This is a genomic window from Anaplasma centrale str. Israel (assembly GCF_000024505.1).
GTDB lineage: Bacteria > Pseudomonadota > Alphaproteobacteria > Rickettsiales > Anaplasmataceae > Anaplasma > Anaplasma centrale.
Genome location: NC_013532.1, coordinates 1,072,656 through 1,092,327, shown reverse-complemented (window position 1 = coordinate 1,092,327; position 19,672 = coordinate 1,072,656). Strand labels below are relative to the sequence as shown.

Here is a 19,672-nt window from a genome sequence, read left to right as displayed (position 1 = left end):
CCCTACACGTTGCAGGTTCTAGTGAACATGCAACGTGGAGCACGTAGGCGCTGCGGGACTGACCCGAGCCGCGCTGACGGACGGAGAAGGGGGAACAGCACAGGGTGCATGAGCGTGTCCACATGATGCACATCCGCCACCACTTGGTACTGTAGGAGTCTGCATCTGCGATAACAACTTTTCCAGTCTTAACAGCGACTCCGCCGCGCTAAACACTGCCTCTACATCGTGTTCCGTAGGGTCTCTATCAACAGCAGCACCTGCTTCTTTCCCGACGACGGGGACAGCCCTATCCTGCGCAGCTCTACATGGTACTGCAGCTCCTACAGATGTGCGCGGAACTGCTTGCTCACTGCTCCCACGCCGCCAACCAATAGCCACTGGCAAGGTCCCTGAGAATAAGTGCACGATCATCATAAACATGACGCTCAGCCTGTACCACATATGCCGAACGGACGCGGCCAGTGAAGCCGCCGCCGACTTTGTCGTCTGTGCCGTCTTCTGTGCCGCATGCTTTACTCCTCTTACCACATGGGTGGATTCAACCTCTCCCTTTGCAGTCCTATCTGGATGTATCCAGCCTATAGCAGCGTAGCCAGGCATCAGGAAAATCTCCATGAGCATCACGAACGTCATGCGCAATCTGCCATATATGGTGTGCACAGCCAGGGCAATCTTAGCTCGCACACTCTGCCTAGCTGCCGGTTCAGCCCGTGCGCCTTTTTTGGCAACCTCGTCGTCATCGGACACCGATGTCTCCGTATAAGTGGATGTAGTAACCTCGTCGTCATCGGACACATCATCCTCAATCTCCACACCAGCGAGGCGCTCAACTTCAGGATCCTTTGCTGCGGGTGCTGGTGGGTGAACGTGTCCGCATGATGCACACCACACGCCTGCTGTAGGTGCAGGTGTTGCTTCCACAGTTGTAGTATCTGCATCTGCTGCGGACGTTGAATCCTCTGTTGCTGCAGTTGTAGTAGCTGTCCCAGGTGCAGGTGTTGCTTCCACAGTTGTAGTACCTGCATCTGCTGCGGACGTTGAATCCTCTGTTTCTGCAGTTGTAGTAGCTGTCCCAGGTGCAGGTGTTGCTTCCACAGTTGTAGTACCTGCATCTGCTGCGGACGTTGAATCCTCTGTTTCTGCAGTTGTAGTAGCTGTCCCAGGTGCAGGTGTTGCTTCCACAGTTGTAGTACCTGCATCTGCTGCGGACGTTGAATCCTCTGTTTCTGCAGTTGTAGTAGCTGTCCCAGGTGCAGGTGTTGCTTCCACAGTTGTAGTACCTGCATCTGCTGCGGACGTTGAATCCTCTGTTGCTGCAGTTGTAGTAGCTGTCCCAGGTGCAGGTGTTGCTTCCACAGTTGTAGTATCTGCATCTGCTGCGGACGTTGAATCCTCTGTTGCTGCAGTTGTAGTAGCTGTCCCAGGTGCAGGTGGGTGAACGTGTCCGCATGATGCACACCACACGCCTGCTGTAGGTGCAGGTGTTGCTTCCACAGTTGTAGTATCTGCCTCTGTTGTTTCTGCAGGCGCTGCTTCCACAGTTTCAGTCGCTGCCGCCTTCTTCCTCCGGGATTTCCGACGCTTTGCAGGTGCCGCATCCTCCTTTACATCATCTACAGTCGCTGCCGCCTTCTTCGGGGATTTCCGACGCTTTGCAGGTGCCGCATCCTCCTTTACATCATCTACAGTCGCTGCCGCCTTCTTCGGGGATTTCCGACGCTTTGCAGGTGCCGCATCCTCCTCAATAATTACAGTGGCCGCCTTTGCTGCAGGTACCTGTGTTGCACTACTTGTAGTAGCTGCTGCAGGCGCGAACGCCGGGAGCCCCTGACGCAATCTCTCCGCTTGATCCCTGCTTGCAGCCCCAATTGCATGTACAGTCTTCGCACCTTCGTGCAATAATGCACGAGTCCCTGCAACTTGCACCCTCCCATGACGATCCAACGCTCTAAGTGCCTTAACAATTAAGCGAGGGGGCGTAACTACTATTGTTAAGAGGGCGTGCACAGCCACGGCCACGAGCATATAAATAAACGCGACAATACGCAACACTATCCGGGTTATTAGCGGCCTCTGCTTCTTCCTCTGTTGATCATCGGGCGCTACAGGCACTGCTCTGTGAACCGCAGCACCTCCCTCTCCACAAATCCTCTTATCCATTTTCACACACCGCTGTTGATCATCGGGCGCTACAGGCACTGCTCTGTGAACCGCAGCACCTCCCTCTCCACAAATCCTCTTATCCATTTTCACACACCACTTCCTAGTTGTATTCAGAACGGGGAGGATACCATAATTGTGTATAATTTCAAGAAAAATTTTAACATTTTAGTATACCGAGGTCATACCGGCACGCTGGGCCGCATAAGACCCTTTACCGATTCGAGCATCAGACCGAGCGAGTGCTCATCTGTGAGACGATGGGTCCCGCTTTTACTCAGGTGCACGCGCACATCCCCAGATTTTACTTTACCTGCTATTTCTAGAGAAACTTGATAAGGCACGACTGTGTCATCCATACCGTGTATGAGCACCATAGGGCACTCCACCGCGATCTCACGCTTGTTCATAAGCAGATGGGCTTTGCCGTCATCTATAAGTTTTTTGGTAATCACATAACTGCAGTTATCCGTATTTTTTATGGTCTTGCCTGTGCGCATCATCTCTGCGCGCTGCGACTCGCTCAAATCCAACGATTCCGTAAAATCTGGTGCAGGCGCCATGCCAACAAGCCCCCGTACTCTTCTGCCGTGAGATAGAGCAGTTAGCAGCATGAGCCACCCTCCCATGCTAGAGCCCACTATAACCAAAGGCGCGCTCGTCAGGGATTCAACCACGCTCACGCAGCTAGCGTACCAGTCGCTTATTGTGCATTCTTGAAACTCGCCGCTCGAACTACCATGACCAAAGTAGTCAAAAACTGTGCAGTGCACTCCGTGGGATTTGCAGTACTCGAACAAATGCTGCGCTTTTGTGCCGTGCATATCGGACATAAAGCCCCCGAAAAACACAACAGACACGGGGCTTTGAACCGTGGTCTGCATGTATGATATGTAACTAGAATTGCCCAACTCGAGCCGCTTTTCCTCGCCCACAACAGCCCCAACACACGATTGCCTGAGCATTGTATGAGAATCGGTAATGCTTCACAATCCGAAAAATACAATCTCCTTTTGAAGAATGTGCCGCCTCCTGTTCGGAAGTTTTGACGTCTGCGAACGTGCCGGGCCTACTATTCGCCTTCCTGCTGCTTAAGCTGCTTCATATACGCAAGCAGATCTGCGATATCTTGGGGTTTTGAAAGGCCCACGAAGGACATACGAGTTCCGCTGGCATAGCTCTGTGGGCTTTTGAGGAATTTAAATAACTCTTCCTCACTCCAGTCGCCCTGCGTGCTAGACAACGCCTTAGAGTATGTGAACCCGGGGGTGTTGCACTTTTTTGCACCTATAATGCCCCACAGGTTGGGGCCTACTCTGTTGGGGCCGCCTTTGTCAAAGGTGTGGCACGCGACGCACTTTTTGGATACGCTCTTCCCCCTATCCGGGCTGGCGTTTGACATCAGAGATGCTAAATCTACCTCTTGCTGGGCATCACCCGCTCCCGCGTCCGTAGCGGCAGGCTGCTTACTGCCAACATCTACGCTGTACCCTCTGGGCGGGTCTTCGTCGGGGTTATAGAGCAGATCAACTACGTTGCTCACCAATAATATCACGAAGGACGCCAACAAGATGGCAGTGGCAACTCTATTGAACCTGAAACCCACGCCCAACTTACCGATAAACCCAACTAAAGAAAGCTAGTTCAATCATGCAACGCAGTCAATACATAAAATTCCCAACACAATCAAGCCGATTTGCGTTTTGGCACGAACAACTGCATCGAGACTTAACTTATAGGTGCTGGGAGTTCTTGGTCTGCCATCATCCCGGTGGATGCCAGTTTGAATCCCTTTGATTTCATGCCCCACTTGAGTGGTGCGTCATCAAGGCTTATGACAACGCCGTTCCAAGCCGGCTCGGCCCATTTACTGCATGAGATCTGCACTGCTTTGAGCATCAGCCGAGCGATGCCCATGGGAGTCTCGGCCGCAGTCATCTCGGTGGAGGGCGGTTTGAACCCTTTGGTTTCATTGATTTGCTGCACATAGTTGGGAGCTGGCACAGGAATGCCGTTATTTGGGGAACGTGACTGCAAGTCCGATACGATCTAACACTCCGAAAACGATGTTTGGGTATAGAAACAGCGCGATCGTGCACGCGGACGTGGCCATCATGGCTGCGAGCATTGGCACGGGGGCCTCCTTTCTGCCGCTTTTCGCCGAAGGCTTGATGAAGAACGCCCTGTATATTATCGGGACAAAATACAAGGTGTTGAGCAAGGTGCTCGCCACTACTGTGAGCACTACCACAATATGTCCACTGCCCATTGCTTCTGACAGAATTGAGAACTTTCCCCAAAAGGTTGAGGCTGGCGGCACCCCAACCATCGCCAAAGCCCCGATGCAAAACGCTGCGGCTGTAAGAGGCATCGCACGCCCTATACCGTCCATTTCCTTGACGCTAGTCTTGCCCGTGACTGCGTATATTGCACCTGCGGCAAAGAATAATGTAATCTTAGCGAAAGCGTGGCACACCATCTGCAAAACAGCTGCCCTAATTGCCCCGTCGGTATACATAGAGACTGCCAGCGTTATGTAGGAGAGCTGCGAAACTGTGGAGTACGCCAGCAACTTTTTTAGATTACTCTGTTGCATAGCCATGACCGAGCCTACAATTATGGTTGCGGCGGATAAGTACATCAGGACATTGCAGTTATATATAGTTCCACCTGCTGAGGCGTAATATTCGCCCATTCCACGTACGCCAAGTACGTATACTGCAATCTTTATAATTGTAAACACCCCAGACTTAACCACAGCCACTGCGTGCAGTAGCGCGCTTACCGGAGTTGGGGCCACCATAGCCCTGGGCAGCCACACGTGTACTGGTACAATTGCAGCTTTGGCAACTCCATAGCACAGCAGGATGAGCAAAACTGGTAAGAAGGCCGGGTGTGTTTCAGATATGAAACTTGCAGTGCCGAATGATTCCACACCCCCCAGCCCGCAAATCATTATTACTGCAGGAAGAAAAAACAGCATGGAAGCGCATAGTAATGTTTTTAGGTAGAACTTGCCTCCCTCTATGGAGCTTGCACTCAGCCCGTGTATGATTAAGGGATAAGTGCATGCGGTAAGAATTTCGTATGCAACAAATAGGGTGACTATGTTACCGGAAAAAGCCACGCATAAAGTGCAGCCGACGCTGGCTGCAAAGCAGGAGTAAAAGACCGGGTGGCGTTTTTTGTTTTTTGAGTCCGTTTTGTTCATGTAGCATATTGTATAGACGTTGGTTATAAGCCACAGTAACGAGACCATGAGTGCAAATGCCACGCCAAGGGCTTCCGGTTGAAGAGCAATACACAGTGATGACGTCATTTCATAACGCAGAACCGCGCCACCCTGGCCGCCGGCGCAAAGCACATATATACGGTACAAGATTGGTACCAACGCGCACGAAGATACCAGAGTTAAAACTTCATAAGCACGGCGTACATTGCGAAATGCTAAGATCAGCACCGCCGATGCAAACGGCAACGATACCGCGCCAAGCAGCGAAGCGCCTACACTGCACATGCACAGAAGCTTAGTCATCACTCACCCACAGCACGTAGGCCACAATTAATAGCAACAAAACACCCGAAAGTAAAACACTTTACTTTTGTACTCATGGAAGGTAAGTTGCCATGGAGGAGGCCTTGCACCGTTCCATGTTGCCGTCTAGTATGCAAACTTGCAGTGCGGGATGTGCCGTACACAACCGGCGCAGTGCTGCCTTGTGCTGAAGTTTTGCGTATCGGCGCTCATTATAAATGTACAAATGTACGATGATGAGTGCAGCTGGAGATAACACGCACGAGGTGTATTCAGTTGTGTATGTGGTATATCTGTGTGGCGAAAAGTGGGGGAACATTGACGCTTGATTGGCGTCGCTGGCTTGTAATCTACTCTATAAAATTACACTCACGAGCTTTGGGTGACTGCCCCGTTGGACAATGTCAGCTGCTTGCAAGCAATTGCGCACTTAGCGGCTAGAAGCTTCGCCACGGGCACCTTATAGGGAGAGCAAGATACGTAATCGATGCCCAGTTTGGCACACAGCTGCATGGCTTCCAGCGTCCCGCCGTGCTCCCCACACATTCCAGTCTTAATTTTTGCGCCGGATTCTCGCGCAAGCTTCATGGTAATCTCTATCAACTTGCCCACTCCCTGTTCATCAAGGAGCTCGAAGGGGTCAGAACGCAGTATGCCAGCACTCGTGTAATGTTCGACGAACTTTGAAGAGTCATCCCGAGACATGCCCAGCGTTGTTTGTGTTAGGTCATTCGTGCCGAAGCTGAAAAACTGCACGTGTTTTGCCAACCTGTCGGCAAGTAGTGCAGCCCTGGGGAGCTCAATCATAACCCCGATACTATATGGTGCGTTGTTAAATTGCTCGGCAACGCGCCGCACCAGATCGCCCACCCGGGTTATTTCTCCCTCGTCCATTACAAAAGGTACCATAATTTCTGGCACGACTTCTGCTATCCCTTCCTCGCGCAGCTCCCCTACAGCTTGAAAAATCGCCCGTACCTGCATTTCGTAGATTTCCGGATAGGAAATTGCCAACCTGCAACCTCTGTGACCCAGCATTGGGTTTTTCTCAGACAATGCGGACACCCTGTTGCGTACGTGCTCCAGGGGTTTGCCGATCCTGTTTGCAATGTCTTCCAAAACTTCGCGGCTGGTGGGCAAAAATTCATGTAACGGAGGGTCCAGCAACCTTATGGTGATTTGCTTGCCCTGCATACATGCGAACATCTCCTTAAAGTCGTTCTTTTGCATGATCTCTATTTTCGCCAGCGCATTGTCCCGTTCTTGCTTGTCACCTGCTACTATCATTTCCTGTACGGTTGCTATTCTCCCGTCAGAGAAAAACATGTGCTCCGTCCTGCACAGCCCAACGCCATCGGCCCCGAATTGTTTTGCAGTTTTCATATCTTCTGGGGTATCTGCATTTGCCATCACCCCTATGGTTCTGACCTCATCTACCCAACTCATCAGTTCGCTAAAGCTTTCAGGAAGTTGCGGTGTCACGGTTTTGACCGTACCTAACATCACCTCTCCAGTACTACCGTTTATGGTGATGTTCTCCCCTTGGGCGACCTTTAACCCTTCTCCATTGTAAAAAAACTCTCCGCTCTTATCGATAAAAAGGCCACTAGTCCCGCAAATGCATGGTTTTCCCATGCCTCGGGCCACAACCGCAGCATGAGACGTCATCCCGCCTCTCAACGTTAGTATTCCCACAGAACTGCTCATGCCGCCTATGTCTTCCGGGCTGGTTTCTTGCCGTACCAGTATTACGTTTTTTCCCTGCTTTTTTAGTGACTCCGCATCACTTGATGTAAATGCAACGCATCCGGACGCCGCCCCCGGAGATGCAGGCAACCCCCTGCAGACCACGGCGTTGTCAGACCCACCGTCCAATACTGGGTGTAATAACCCGCTCAGTGTGGTATGGTCTATCCTGTTTATGGCCTCCTCTCTTGAAATTAACCCCTCCTTGACCATAGCAACAGCAAGGTGTACTGCAGCCTGCGCGCTGCGCTTGCCTGCTCTTGTCTGCAAAATCCACAGCTTGCCGTCTTGTACGGTGAATTCGACGTCTTGCATGTCTTTGTAGGATTGTTCTAACTTGTGGCACACCTCAACTAGCTCCCCGTAGACGCGCGGCATCACTCGCTCCATGAGGCTTATAGGGGCCGGATCCTTGTTGCCAGATACTACATCCTCCCCCTGCGCGTTTATGAGAAACTCTCCAAAAATCTCCTTAGCGCCTGTGGATGGGTTTCTTGTGAATACCACACCGGTTGCAGAGTTTTGGCTAACGTTGCCAAATACCATGGATTGCACGTTGACTGCAGTACCAATTTCGGATGAAATCCCATACACCTTTCTGTAGGCAACTGCTCTACTGTTCATCCAGGACCTAAAAACCGCTCCGATAGCGTTGTATAGCTGTTCATGTACGTTCTGGGGGAACTCCGCGCCCCCGTGTTTGAGCACTAAGTGCTTAAATTCCGTGACCAGTTCTGACAGCGCTGAAACGTCAGCGATTGGTCCACCCGGCAGCAGAGACAGCTCTCGGCATTTTCTGTCATACCCTTCTTCAAACAGGTGGTTGTCCAGCTGCATTACCGTAGTGGCGTACATCTGTATCAGCCTTCTGTAGCTGTCATACGCGAACCTTTCCGAATAAGCCCGCTTCAACCCTTCCACAATTTCGTCGTTTATCCCCACATTTAGTATAGTGTCCATCATGCCGGGCATGGACCGGACACTACCTGAACGAACGGACACCAACAGTGGACGATCGGGATTGCCAAATTCCAGCGATATTTCGTTGCCCAAATGTTGCAAAGCTTTTTGTAATTGTTGAAACAGGCCTTCAGGGAGCTTTCCATGTTTGTGATAGTGCCCACACACTGATGTTGGGATTGTAAAACCGGGAGGAACGTTGATGCCAATTCTGCACATCTCAGCCAAACCTGCCCCCTTGTTACCAAGCAAGTTTGCCAAATGCGAGCCACCATCGCACTTGCTTTTGCTGAAGTGGTAAATCAACAGTTCACTCATACACTCCTACCAGACTCCGAGAAGATGGGATAAGGACGCGACACCACACGCCTCCATCGTAGGATAATAAGGCTTAACATTCGGCAGCGCAACTACACAAGCTCCAATGCTGCGCAGAATGTGTACAATGTTTTCCGCGCGCCACCATCGCACCATCGGGCAGGTGGGGCACGGGCTCTGCCGGCTGCACAGAATTTGCGTGCTACCGTGCGCCGCAAGCGTAACCTGGCCGAGCGTTGGTTTCTTGTTCTTCCCTGTGTGCATGCCGGAGCGCGGCCGCCGAAAGAGCGGAATCCTACTTGGGCTTTCTAGGAGCCTTAGGCCTCTTTACCAGTACCACAGTGTTGTAGAGCGTGTCGTGTAATGTCTGTCGATTTTTAGAGAATAAGGCAATTGCATACCAGTAAGACCAAAACAGCAGCACTGCGGCCTGAAAGAGAAACAGCACGCTCAAGATAGCCGGTCCAGCGTCAACTACATCTAATGATTGTAACAGTAAAAGAGCTACAGTTGGGCACAGAAACTGCGATATCGTTCTGTTAAATATCACACCCGTTTTCACTACAGTGCCGTCACACGTTGCGGTAAAGATTCCCAAGATTTTTTGCCCTACAGATGCCTTTAGTGGGGATGCATACAGATACGTATGGTAGCAACATGTTACCACCATAAAAACCAGGAACAGCGCGTAGCCGTGATCATGCGTTACAGAATGTATCAGATGTGCAGAGCAAGATACCAGAGCCATGTCGATGATATTAGCCAAGATCCTTCTCGGTATGCTAGCAAGCTCAAGCTTTTTCATATCTAATTCAGCAGACCCCTAACAAATCCGCAAAGGTCGATGAAATTCCTGAATGACAACACGCCCTCAACTTCGGTGCCGCCGTACACTATGGGCAAGCACTTCGCACTCCTCGCGCTCGCAACATCTGAAACGCTGTCTCCCACGAAAAACACCTGCTCGCTAGGAGTAACGTCCAATATCTCAAGTGCCGCGATTACGGGTTTGGGGGAAGGCTTGTTTTCTGGGGTGTCACCAGAACCTATAATTGCAGAAAAATACTTTGACAACCCTGTGGCACGCACCTCCTCACGAAGCGACGGCCCGTTTTTGTTGCTCACTATGCCCATACTGATTCCATTGTCGTACAAAAGCTCCAGCAATTCCAGCACGTTGCTGCTGGGAATAAGTTTCCTGACCCTCGTGGATTTTTCGGCAAACTCCATATATAAGGCTGAGGCCTCCTTCCATCTCGATCCTAAGGAGTGCACCAAGTACCTATCGACCGTGCTTGGATCTACGGAGGCAAGGTCTATGTCGCTGCGGCCCATGTGCTTTAGAACCTTATCCACCGTTTCGTAGTCTAGTGCACTACCTGTCACCAAAGTGTTACACCAGTCAAAAATTACCGCTACTGGAGGACGCATAGACACTCCCTTTGTTCACACACATTCAACAATGCCGTAGTTAAAACTCGGTTAAACCAACGGAGCCAGTACTTTACGTTTTTGTGAACTGTGTGACAACCTCATAATGTAGCGTAGATCGCTTTGCTAAAGGGACTGCCCGCATCTATGGCCTAATGCCGGGGTGGCGGCTGCCGTGCAGCCCACATTAGGCTATTTGCGCTTGATGTTCAGGGCGATTGAGAGCTCCTGTAAGTGTGCAGGGCTCACCTCAGACGGTGCTCCCATGAGCAGATCTTCGCCGGTTTGGTTCAGCGGAAAACATATCACCTCTCTAATGTTGGGTGCGTCGGCCAGCAACATTACTATCCTATCAATTCCGGGGGCTAGCCCTCCATGCGGGGGCGCTCCGAACTTGAATGCGCGCACCAAAGCCCCAAATTTGGAGTTTACAGTCTGTTCATCGTAGCCAACCATGGAAAATGCTTTGTACATTACGTCGAGCCTATGGTTACGTATTGCCCCACTCGATATTTCAATGCCGTTACATACGATGTCGTATTGATAGGCGATTATGTCGAGTGGATTTTGCTGCTCGAGTGCTTCCATTTCCCCTTGTGGCATGGAAAATGGGTTGTGGCAGAAATCCAATTTCCCGTCTTCGCACTTAAAGTAGGGGAAGTCTACTATCCAACAGAACTTGAAAGTGTCATGCTCAATCAAGCCCAGTTCAAGCCCCAACAATTCCCTAATCTTGCCCGCGAAATCTGCGGCTTTGTCAGCTGTGTCCGACATAAAAAACACGCTATCCCCATTGTCAACTCCCGCTGCAGATCTTATGCGTGCAAGTTCGTCTTCACTCAGAAACTTGGCTATGGGCCCCTTGGCGGTTCCATCTGCTTCGTATGTTACGTAGCCGAGGCCGCGTGCGCCGAACTCCTTTGCTCGTTCTATTTTGTCATCAAAAAAACTCCTCGGCTTCCCAGAAGTGTTGGGAGCAGGAATTGCCCTAACCACTTCGCCGGCTTCAACCCCGGCTTGAAATGTCCTGAATCCGGAATTGCGAAAGATTTCAGTCACATCGGAAATTACTATCGGATTTCTAAGGTCTGGTTTGTCTGACCCGTAACGTATCATAGAATCGCGGTAAGTAATTCTTGGAAATTGCCTGTCAACTTTCTTGTCGGCACCAGCAAATTTAGCGAATAGGCCATACAGCACCGGCTCAATCGCCGCGAAGACATCCTCCTGGGTGACGAAAGACATTTCCATGTCTAGCTGATAAAACTCCCCGGGTGATCTGTCTGCTCTAGAATCTTCGTCGCGGAAACAGGGTGCAATTTGGAAGTATTTATCAAACCCACCTACCATAAGCAGTTGCTTGAAGATTTGCGGGGCCTGCGGTAGAGCATAAAACTTACCAGCGTGGGTCCTGCTTGGAACTATATAATCTCTTGCGCCTTCCGGGGAAGATGAGGTCAAAATGGGAGTGTGCACCTCAATGAATCCCAGGGCTTCCATGGCTCTTCTCAGCTCTGATACGACCATTGATCTGAGCAGTATGCTGTTTTTTACTTTGTCGCACCTCAGATCTAAAAACCTGTGCTGCAGCCTTATATCTTCCGGATAGCTAAAGCTTGTTGGTACGTGTAATGGCAAGGGGGCCGCTTCTGAGACCACGGTTAGGGTGCTGACCTTGACTTCCACGTGCCCGGTTTCTATTGATGCGTTGACATTATCCTCGCTCCTCTCTGCCACAATGCCCCTGACCGTAATAACGCTCTCAAGCCCTATAGTGGCCATGCGATTAAACAATTCTGGGTTTTCAGACTCATTGAAAATCAGCTGGGTGATCCCATAAAAATCTCTGAGGTCGACAAATAAAAGCCCTCCATGGTCGCGCTTTCTGTACACCCATCCTGAGAGGGCTACCTCGTTTCCTACATGGGCTACACCCAATTCATTACATACGTGAGTTCTGTATATGTTCATATGTGCCGTATTACCGGAAGATGAGCATATTCTTTACCACAATCTAGCTGAAGGCTATGAAAAAGTTGGCGCCCTGCAATTTGCGGCCTCGTCTTGCCCACGGACCAAGTATCTGGTGGCATTGAGTTAGCAATGTCTGGAATTAGTAGGCACTCATGGTGGCCAGGCTTATGTCCCGCGCAGGTTGTCCGGGGTGCTGTTGATGTAGCACGGTGCCCTACAAATTTGCGCGGGTTTGCCATTAATTAGTTGTAACCCAGTTGGTATACAAATTTGCGCCTATGGATGGGGTTGTGTCGTGCTAATATTTCGCTTAATAAGCGATACCTACTCACTCATGGGTATGATTTATATTTACATGCGGCTCCGATTTATTTATAAGTCGTCCATCATGCGTTAACTCAAAGTAGATTGTGGGATGAGGTGCAGGGCCTTGCTACTGGCGGTGCTTTTGATAAGTACCCAGACTGGCTGTAGTCTCATGGTTGCCGGCCTTGCTGTGGTGACTGGGGCTGTGGTGGCGCTACAGGAGCGTTCTGTCGGCGATGTTATCGATGATGCCGCAATCTTAATCAAGATTAATAAGGAGCTGTTTCAGCATGGCATATTTTCCTCTATTACCGTCCGTGTCAGCGAAGGGAGGGTGCTGTTGACGGGCACTGTTGATTCTCCCGATAAGAGGCTAAAAGCCGAAAGGGTGGCGTGGCAGCAGAGTGAGGTTAAAGAGGTTGTCAACGAAATTGCAGTAGACAAAGACGAAGTAACCTTGAAAGAGGTTGCTATAGATAGCGCCATCAGTGCGCAGATAAAAGCTCGTATGGTGGCCCATGCGGGGATCAAGTCTGTAAACTACAGCATCAACACTGTTGGAGGGGTTGTGTACCTGATGGGTATAGCCCAGAGCCAGAAAGAGCTGAACTCCGTAATCGGGATTAGTAAAAGGGTTAAAGGCGTAAAGCAGGTAATAAGCTACGTAAGGCTGAAACACAGCAAGTTGCGTCGCTAAAGGGTGAGGTATTCGTGCTCAAAGTTGCCTTCCAGATGGATGAAGACGTCGTAGTTGGGCGTGATGTTTCAGTAAAACTTGTAGAAGAGGCCCAACGTCGTGGGCACGAGGTGTTTTTTTACCGGCCAACCAGCCTCGCATTTGTGTGTGGGGAGTTGGTTGCTGAGGCGTTTTCTGTCCGCGTGGGTGCGGATTCGTTACATTTTCATGACAAAACTAGGCTTCCGCTGGGGAAGCTGGACATGCTGTTTGTGCGGCAAAACCCCCCTTTCGATATGCGATACGTGACCACAACTTACTTGCTTGAGCGGCTGGATATCCTCATGATAAACAATCCTAAAGCGATTAGAGACCACCCGGAGAAGCTACTGCCGCTGTCATTTCCTAAGTTTATTCCCCCAACCTTAATCACCGAAAGTGTGAGTGAGATAAGTGCTTTCTACGCAGAGTATGGAGATATAGTGCTCAAGCCACTGTATGATTATGGAGGCAATGGTGTATGCAGAATCTGCGGCAGGGCTGATGTTGGCGCAATATCGTCGGCGATGGTTGAGCGTTACGAAGCACCCTTGGTTGCGCAGCAGTTTATTGATGACATAAGCAGTGACAAGCGGGTAGTGTTGTTGGGCGGCAGACCCATCGGGGCGGTACGGCGAAAAGTTACCGCTATGGGTGAGATCAGAACCAACCTCAGAGTGGGAGCGACGCCTGAGGCAACCGAGCTTTCGGATAGAGAGCGTGAAATATGCCACGATGTGGGAATGCTGCTGTCCAGCGTTGATATATTGTTTGCTGGAATTGATATTTTAGGAGGCCACCTTATAGAAGTGAACGTTACCTCACCTTGCGGTATTCTGGAGATTAACCAAGTGTACGGAAAGACCCTAGAGAGGGACTGCTGGGACTACTTTGAATATGCATTGTTACATAGATCACCATAACGTGCGCGTGATAAATGTAGGTGCTTTCCTTGCATAGCACAGCGTTTTGCTTTACCATGGCTGGCGTGTCTGTGCTGTTCGTGCTATCGCGGCGCGTCTCTGGTGGGAGGTTTTAGCTGGATGGGGAGCTTTCTATGCCGGTTGGTCTCGCGTGTAATGCGGACGATGTGCTGTCGATTGCGGTGCTGTGTGGTGGCTCATCTCCGGAGCGTGAAGTATCCCTAGCGGGTGGGAAGAGGATTGCGGATGCTTTGGGTAGGCTGGGGCACCGTGCGGCTGTTGTGGATCTGAATAGGGAGTCCGCACATCAGCTGCTGGCTATGGCTCCGGACCTTGTCTACAATGCATTGCACGGCGGGCAGGGTGAGGACGGCTGCGCTTCTGGGTTGTTAGATATACTTGGGTTGGCCTACACTCACTCTCGAGTTGCAGCGTCTTCAGTTGGTATGGACAAAGTGCTTACTAAGCATGTGCTTAAGTCTCTGGGTATAGACTTCCCGGAGTTTAGCGTGCTCACTAAGGAGGAAGTGCTATCTGCCAAAGAAGTGATGCCCTATCCATTTGTGATAAAGCCCATATGTGGCGGTTCAACGATTGGGGTGCATGCAATTTTCTCCAGATCCGAATATCTCGATCTTTCCGTTCATGCCGATGCGCTAGAAGGCAGAATGCTTGTGGAGGAGTACATACCTGGGCAAGAGGTACACACCGCCGTATTTCTGGGTCGGGCAATTGGCACCATGGAATTCTTGTTTGAGGGTAGAGTGTATGGCTATGACGCAAAGTATGTGGAAGGGCTATGTAGGCACGTATTCCCGGCCAATCTTTCCGATGACGTATATAGCTTGACCATGGAATGGGCAGTGAAGCTGTACCAATGTTTGGGGTGCAGAACTGTGTCTAGAGTGGATTTTAGGTATGATAAGGCAAACAAAGCGCTCAAGCTGCTGGAGATCAATACTCACCCTGGCATGACTGCGTGTTCGGCGCTGCCGGAAATTTTGTGGTTGAGATGCGGATTGGATTTTGACCAAGTTGTGGATTTTATAGTAAAAGACGCGCTGTGTGGTGATGATAGCTGCAGGGAGCACGTTGATGCACTGATGAAGCGTAGGCCGGCTTATGTGCAGGAGTGCCATGGGTAACGGCTGTCACACATTCGCAACTCGTGATGTGCCTCTAGGTGTACGCATGGTCAAGCGTGTTTTTGTGGTGGGTGCAGTGGTTTTTGTTGCTGGTTGGGGAGTGCCGGACTTTAGGAGTGTAAAGTTGTGGGTGGATGGTCTCTATGCAACAGTTTCCAGCGCTCTCGTTGATACGGGGTTTTCTACGAAGGAAGTTGTAATTAGGGGAAACAGCACTGTTCCCACATCAGAGATCTTAAGTATGGTCAACAGAGACAGCCCGATAGTTTTGCTATCGCTGAGCGCGTTAAGGAATCGCATAAAATCTCACAGTCCCTGGGTAAAGGAAGTTGCTGTGCATAGAGAATTGGCCAATGGTATATTGCGCATAACAATTGAGGAGTATGCAGCATTTGCCAATTGGCGTCACCATGGGGTGAACTCAATAATTGATAACACCGGGCACGTAATTATGAACTCAGACGAACGTCTTGACGACTTGGTGTCAATTTATGGAGATGAGGCTCTAGAAGGTTTGCATTTCGTGCGTGAAGTGCTCAGCAACGGGGGAATGCTGAGCACCATGGTATCATCTTTCTCATGGCTAGGAAACAGGCGTTGGGATGTTGGCTTTTCCAGCGGATTGCAGGTTAGGCTACCCGAAAATAATCCACAAGCGGCGTGGAATTACCTGGCTCAGCTGTACAAGTCTTCTGGCGAACTGCTGATGTGGAAGGTTGTTGACATGCGAATTCCAGACAAAATTTTCATAAAGAAGTAGGATGTGGTCGAATTTTTAAAAATGTGTGCCTGGCGCTATGTCCCCTTTAGGTGGGCATGTTATGTACTTATGTTGTGGATGCTATGAATAAGTTTCGGACATCCTGCATTATTTGATTGAATATACGCATGTGTAGAAATATCTTAGGGTGTGACTAATGATATTTGCCTGGTAGTCGGCGCGTGTCCGGTTAAGCGTATTTTTACTGTGCCAGGTAGAATGTTTGCTGATCTGAGAGAGTGTGGGGTTTATGTCTAGGGCTAAGAGGTTTTATACGCCAGAAGTACTGATTGTAGATGATGAAGCGGATCTCAGGGCTATGGTCCAGGATATTTTAAGTGACGATAACTACGTCACCAATGTATCACATGATGGACTAACAGCTATCAAGCTTGCTTATGAGCGGGAGCCGGATGTGGTGCTGTTAGATATATGGCTGAAGGGGTCCGATATTGACGGGCTCAGTGTTCTAGAAAAGCTAAGATGTAGGTACCCCCACCTACCCGTCATAGTGATTAGCGGCCATGGAAACATAGCCACTGCCGTGAAGTCCTTGCACATAGGTGCTTACGACTATATAGAAAAGCCGTTTACTGAGAATAGACTGAAATTAGTGGTGAAGCGTGCTGTTGAGTCTGGTAGGTTGAAAAGGGAGAACCGCGAGCTCAGATCTCTTTTTGAGGACTACGAGATTGTGGGGAGTTCACCGCAGATCAAAAACCTCAGGAGTACGATCAGCAAAGCCGCGTCCACCTGCAGTCGGATACTGATCACTGGCGCGCCTGGTACTGGAAAGGAGGTAGTTGCCAGGTTCGTGCACCGGAAGTTTAGGGGGTACAATAGTTCGTTTGTATCTTTTTGCCCTTCCATTTTGCCCGAAAGTAGCTACTTGGAAAACATCTTTGGCAGTGAAAGTGGTAGCGAGGCGTTGCCCAATGTTGTACCCCACAGTGTTGGCATCATAGAACAGGCGAACCATGGTACTTTGTTCATAGATGAGGTCACAAACCTGCGGTATGATGCCCAGATGCGGTTGATGCGACTGTTTCAAGAAGGTAGAATATACAGGGAGCACGGGAAAAGCCCGGTTACTGTGGACACCCGTGTCATTGCATCCTCTTCTCGCGCGATTGAAGAGGAGGTGAAGCTAGGAAGGTTTTGCGAGGACCTTTACTACCGACTAGGTGTTTTTCCTATCAGGGTTCCTTCTCTTTCAGAGTACTGTGTGGATCTTCCGGAAGTGTGCGAGTACTTGATGCGTAGCATATGCAGGAAAATGGGATTGTTGCCCCGGCCCATTAGTGAAGATGCCATAGTGGCTATGCAATCATACAGTTGGCCAGGAAACCTGCGTCAGCTGCGCAATGTTCTGGAATGGATTTTGATTATGCAATCCTCCAAGGACATCATAACAGTAAACGATCTTCCCGCGGAAATTGCCAGTGGCTCACCAATAAATAACGCGTTTACCAACATAGTTTCTGCGCCTCTAAGGGAGGCGAGAGAAGAGTTTGAAAGACACTATCTCAGGACGCAGCTATCAAGGTTTGGTGGCAGCGTGTCCAAAACCGCCGAGTTTATTAAGATGGAAAGGTCTGCATTGCATAGGAAGCTGAAAGCCTTAGGCCTCTGTGGCAGCTAAGTAGCGGTCAATCATGACAGGAGTGATATTAGGTTCCAGCATCATGGCTATATTCGGTAAACTAGCACTCCCAGCTTTCTTGGTGTTGCACTGACACACCCATATCAACTAGTCACCTACACAGCACATCACTCCCTGCCCTACAACTTCCCAGGCTCATGTTGATACTGCAAACAGTCGGGTGTTCCTTAGCTCATCCCACTGTGGTCTTGCTACCATCTATAACCACCTAATGTTGTTCTTAAAGTACAGTCAAAGTGCTGCCCACACCTGTGTCATTACCCTCAGGTCTCCTTACTTCTTACTCGCACTCCCAGCTGTGTCACTACCCTCTGGCACCACCCAAGTCCCTACTCTCCCACACCACCTCTGTGTACTACTCGCACTCCCAACTTTCTTGGTGTTGCATTGCCAACACACCTACATTACCACCTAGTCCCCTTCTAGGTAGAGATCTAACATTAGATACAGTGAGGGGTCAGTTACTATCCAGTGCATTGGGTAGGATGTCTATGGGGGATGTGAAGAGGTTTAGGAAGGAAGTAGTAGATAGTATAGGAGCAGGAACAGCTAGTCCTGTAAGGGCTGTATTTAGTAGTGCAGTACTTGGTAGTGCAGTACCTAGTGCTGATGGTGATACATTCCTGATGGGAGAGATGGTAGGAGTTGATGAGGGACTAGTTATTCAAGAACTAAGTAGAGCTGATGAGTTAGTGAAGTTACAACATGAATTAGAAAAGCAAGTAAGTAAACTAGCTGAACTTGGAGAACTTAAGTGGTTAGAAGAACTTGAGAAGCTGCAGACTGAGGAGATCCAGAAGGTGAAGGACAGCATAGGGGAGATGGAGAAGAAACTGGAGACTGAGGTGGAAGCTGCAAGGAAGGCAGTGGTAACAACTCTAGAACTGCAGGATAAGAAAGAGTGGGAAAAGATAGGGAAGTGGGTGAAGCTGCAAGGAGCACTAAAAGCTTTGGGCGTAGAGAAGTTGGAGGAGGTGGAGAAGGCAAAGGAGAAGATAGAGGTGGAGATAGAGAAGTTGGAGAAGATAAAGGTGGAGGAGCTGGCAACAGCAGAGAAAGTGGGGCAGGAGATAGAAAAGCTTGGAGAGCTGGTGAAGGAGGTGGAGGAACTGAAGGGGAAGGTAGAGAAGAGTTTGGTAGAACTGGAAAAGATACCGCTGTTCAAGAAAGGGACGTTGAAGGTGGTGGTGGAGGAGGTAGAGAAAGTAAAGAAGGATGTGACAAGCCTGGGACTCAAGGGCATAAAGGCAGTAGTGAAGCTTAAGGATCTCAAGAGCAGGCTAGAAGAACTAGAAACAATAAAGGGATTGAAGGAGGGAGTAGAGAAGAGTCTGGGAGACAAGGAGTGGGAGAAGATGACGGTGGAGGAGCTTAATAAGTTCCGAGAATCAGAAGAGATAGCACAGCTCAAGGCATTGGTGGAGGTGAGCATAGGGAAACTAGAAGATAGGAAGATGAAGGAAGTGGAAGGGAAATTAAAGGGTACGGAACTGGAGCTTGTGAAGAAGTGGCTGTTGCACAAATTCGGAGCTGAAGGCAAGACACTGGAGGAGGTAAAGCAGGAGTGGGAGAAGGAGAAAGAGAGTCTAGAGAAGCTGGTGAAGAAGCTGAGGGACTCCAAGCAACTAGAGGCAGTTAGGGGAGAGCTCCAGAAGAAGGAGATAGCAATCAAGGGGAAGTTGTCCGCAGTGCATCAACTGGAGCAAGAGAAAGAGAAGCACAAGGCACTCAAGAACACACTGGTAGAGCTAGCTGCAATAAGGGAACTGAAGGAATTGGGATTGGAAGAGAGATTGAGGGAATTAGCTGAGGTTAAGGAAGTTAGAGCCAAGCCCTGTGTACTGGACTGGTAAGTAGAAGTTGATGGGTGTACCAAGTTGTGGGGAAGATTGAGTATTAGACCAAGATACATAGTAACAGCCATGATTACATTTATATGGTTATTCATCACTGCAGGTTCTGCTGAGGCTAGAGTCAGTGATATGGGTGTGAATGAGTTTGAATGTGAGAGTAGTCAGAGCTGATTTAGAAGT

At 49.8% G+C, this 19,672-nt stretch carries 15 protein-coding genes; 6 read left to right on the top strand and 9 right to left on the bottom strand.

What is annotated here, in order from left to right:
- Nucleotides 1-18: 18 nt before the first annotated feature.
- The 9 genes from ACIS_RS05160 to aspS all read right to left on the bottom strand — a co-directional run bounded on the left by ACIS_RS05160 (nt 19) and on the right by aspS (nt 12,124).
- On the bottom strand, nt 19-2,256 hold the full coding sequence (locus ACIS_RS05160; protein ID WP_148207723.1) for a hypothetical protein: 2,238 nt from the start codon (nt 2,254-2,256) through the stop codon (nt 19-21).
- Between the two features lie 89 nt (nt 2,257-2,345).
- Nucleotides 2,346-3,128: an alpha/beta hydrolase gene (locus ACIS_RS04535; RefSeq protein ID WP_012880995.1), complete on the bottom strand. Its 783-nt coding sequence runs from the start codon at nt 3,126-3,128 to the stop codon at nt 2,346-2,348.
- Between the two features lie 107 nt (nt 3,129-3,235).
- Complete coding sequence (locus tag ACIS_RS04530; protein WP_012880994.1) at nt 3,236-3,775, bottom strand: c-type cytochrome; 540 nt, start codon at nt 3,773-3,775, stop codon at nt 3,236-3,238.
- 116 nt (nt 3,776-3,891) lie between these two features.
- Nucleotides 3,892-4,101, bottom strand: a complete 210-nt coding sequence (locus ACIS_RS05610; protein WP_010262926.1) for a hypothetical protein — start codon at nt 4,099-4,101, stop codon at nt 3,892-3,894.
- 76 nt (nt 4,102-4,177) lie between these two features.
- On the bottom strand, nt 4,178-5,698 hold the full coding sequence (locus ACIS_RS04520) for a proton-conducting transporter transmembrane domain-containing protein (RefSeq protein WP_012880993.1): 1,521 nt from the start codon (nt 5,696-5,698) through the stop codon (nt 4,178-4,180).
- Nucleotides 5,699-6,067: 369 nt separating this feature from the next.
- The gene (ppdK, locus tag ACIS_RS04515) at nt 6,068-8,722 is read right to left on the bottom strand and encodes a pyruvate, phosphate dikinase (RefSeq protein WP_012880992.1); all 2,655 of its coding nucleotides are present in this window, start codon (nt 8,720-8,722) and stop codon (nt 6,068-6,070) included.
- A 295-nt stretch (nt 8,723-9,017) separates the two neighbouring features.
- A complete protein-coding gene (locus ACIS_RS04510) occupies nt 9,018-9,527 on the bottom strand; it encodes an RDD family protein (protein ID WP_010262934.1) in 510 nt (169 codons plus the stop codon).
- Nucleotides 9,528-9,529: 2 nt separating this feature from the next.
- The gene (locus tag ACIS_RS04505) at nt 9,530-10,153 is read right to left on the bottom strand and encodes an HAD family hydrolase (protein WP_041651288.1); all 624 of its coding nucleotides are present in this window, start codon (nt 10,151-10,153) and stop codon (nt 9,530-9,532) included.
- A gap of 192 nt (nt 10,154-10,345) precedes the next feature.
- Nucleotides 10,346-12,124 carry an aspartate--tRNA ligase gene (aspS, locus tag ACIS_RS04500; RefSeq protein WP_012880990.1) on the bottom strand — a complete coding sequence of 593 codons (1,779 nt, stop codon included), beginning with the start codon at nt 12,122-12,124 and terminating at the stop codon, nt 10,346-10,348.
- A gap of 418 nt (nt 12,125-12,542) precedes the next feature.
- Here aspS and ACIS_RS04495 point away from each other — a divergent pair, with 418 nt between their 5' ends.
- From ACIS_RS04495 to ACIS_RS04470, 6 genes are all read left to right on the top strand, one after another.
- Entirely contained in the window at nt 12,543-13,130 is a 588-nt protein-coding gene (locus ACIS_RS04495) for a BON domain-containing protein (RefSeq protein WP_012880989.1), read from the top strand.
- A gap of 14 nt (nt 13,131-13,144) precedes the next feature.
- On the top strand, nt 13,145-14,071 hold the full coding sequence (gene gshB, locus ACIS_RS04490; protein ID WP_012880988.1) for a glutathione synthase: 927 nt from the start codon (nt 13,145-13,147) through the stop codon (nt 14,069-14,071).
- Nucleotides 14,072-14,205: 134 nt separating this feature from the next.
- Nucleotides 14,206-15,216 carry a D-alanine--D-alanine ligase gene (locus tag ACIS_RS04485; protein ID WP_012880987.1) on the top strand — a complete coding sequence of 337 codons (1,011 nt, stop codon included), beginning with the start codon at nt 14,206-14,208 and terminating at the stop codon, nt 15,214-15,216.
- A gap of 46 nt (nt 15,217-15,262) precedes the next feature.
- Nucleotides 15,263-15,976: a cell division protein FtsQ/DivIB gene (locus tag ACIS_RS04480; protein WP_238523273.1), complete on the top strand. Its 714-nt coding sequence runs from the start codon at nt 15,263-15,265 to the stop codon at nt 15,974-15,976.
- Between the two features lie 250 nt (nt 15,977-16,226).
- Nucleotides 16,227-17,618, top strand: a complete 1,392-nt coding sequence (locus tag ACIS_RS04475) for a sigma-54-dependent transcriptional regulator (protein WP_187286242.1) — start codon at nt 16,227-16,229, stop codon at nt 17,616-17,618.
- 512 nt (nt 17,619-18,130) lie between these two features.
- Nucleotides 18,131-19,492, top strand: a complete 1,362-nt coding sequence (locus tag ACIS_RS04470; protein ID WP_148207721.1) for a hypothetical protein — start codon at nt 18,131-18,133, stop codon at nt 19,490-19,492.
- The last annotated feature ends 180 nt before the right edge of the window (nt 19,493-19,672 follow it).

Excerpts from the sequence above, each read along its gene's own strand:
- ACIS_RS04535 (WP_012880995.1), bottom strand. The coding sequence starts at position 3,128 with ATGCTCAGGCAATCGTGTGTTGGGGCTGTTGTGGGCGAGGAAAAGCGG.
- ACIS_RS05610 (WP_010262926.1), bottom strand. The coding sequence starts at position 4,101 with ATGACTGCGGCCGAGACTCCCATGGGCATCGCTCGGCTGATGCTCAAA.
- ACIS_RS04520 (WP_012880993.1), bottom strand. The coding sequence starts at position 5,698 with ATGACTAAGCTTCTGTGCATGTGCAGTGTAGGCGCTTCGCTGCTTGGC.
- ppdK (WP_012880992.1), bottom strand. The coding sequence starts at position 8,722 with ATGAGTGAACTGTTGATTTACCACTTCAGCAAAAGCAAGTGCGATGGT.
- ACIS_RS04510 (WP_010262934.1), bottom strand. The coding sequence starts at position 9,527 with ATGAAAAAGCTTGAGCTTGCTAGCATACCGAGAAGGATCTTGGCTAAT.
- ACIS_RS04505 (WP_041651288.1), bottom strand. The coding sequence starts at position 10,153 with ATGCGTCCTCCAGTAGCGGTAATTTTTGACTGGTGTAACACTTTGGTG.
- aspS (WP_012880990.1), bottom strand. The coding sequence starts at position 12,124 with ATGAACATATACAGAACTCACGTATGTAATGAATTGGGTGTAGCCCAT.
- ACIS_RS04495 (WP_012880989.1), top strand. The coding sequence starts at position 12,543 with ATGAGGTGCAGGGCCTTGCTACTGGCGGTGCTTTTGATAAGTACCCAG.
- ACIS_RS04485 (WP_012880987.1), top strand. The coding sequence starts at position 14,206 with ATGCCGGTTGGTCTCGCGTGTAATGCGGACGATGTGCTGTCGATTGCG.
- ACIS_RS04480 (WP_238523273.1), top strand. The coding sequence starts at position 15,263 with ATGGTCAAGCGTGTTTTTGTGGTGGGTGCAGTGGTTTTTGTTGCTGGT.
- ACIS_RS04475 (WP_187286242.1), top strand. The coding sequence starts at position 16,227 with ATGTCTAGGGCTAAGAGGTTTTATACGCCAGAAGTACTGATTGTAGAT.
- ACIS_RS04470 (WP_148207721.1), top strand. The coding sequence starts at position 18,131 with ATGGGGGATGTGAAGAGGTTTAGGAAGGAAGTAGTAGATAGTATAGGA.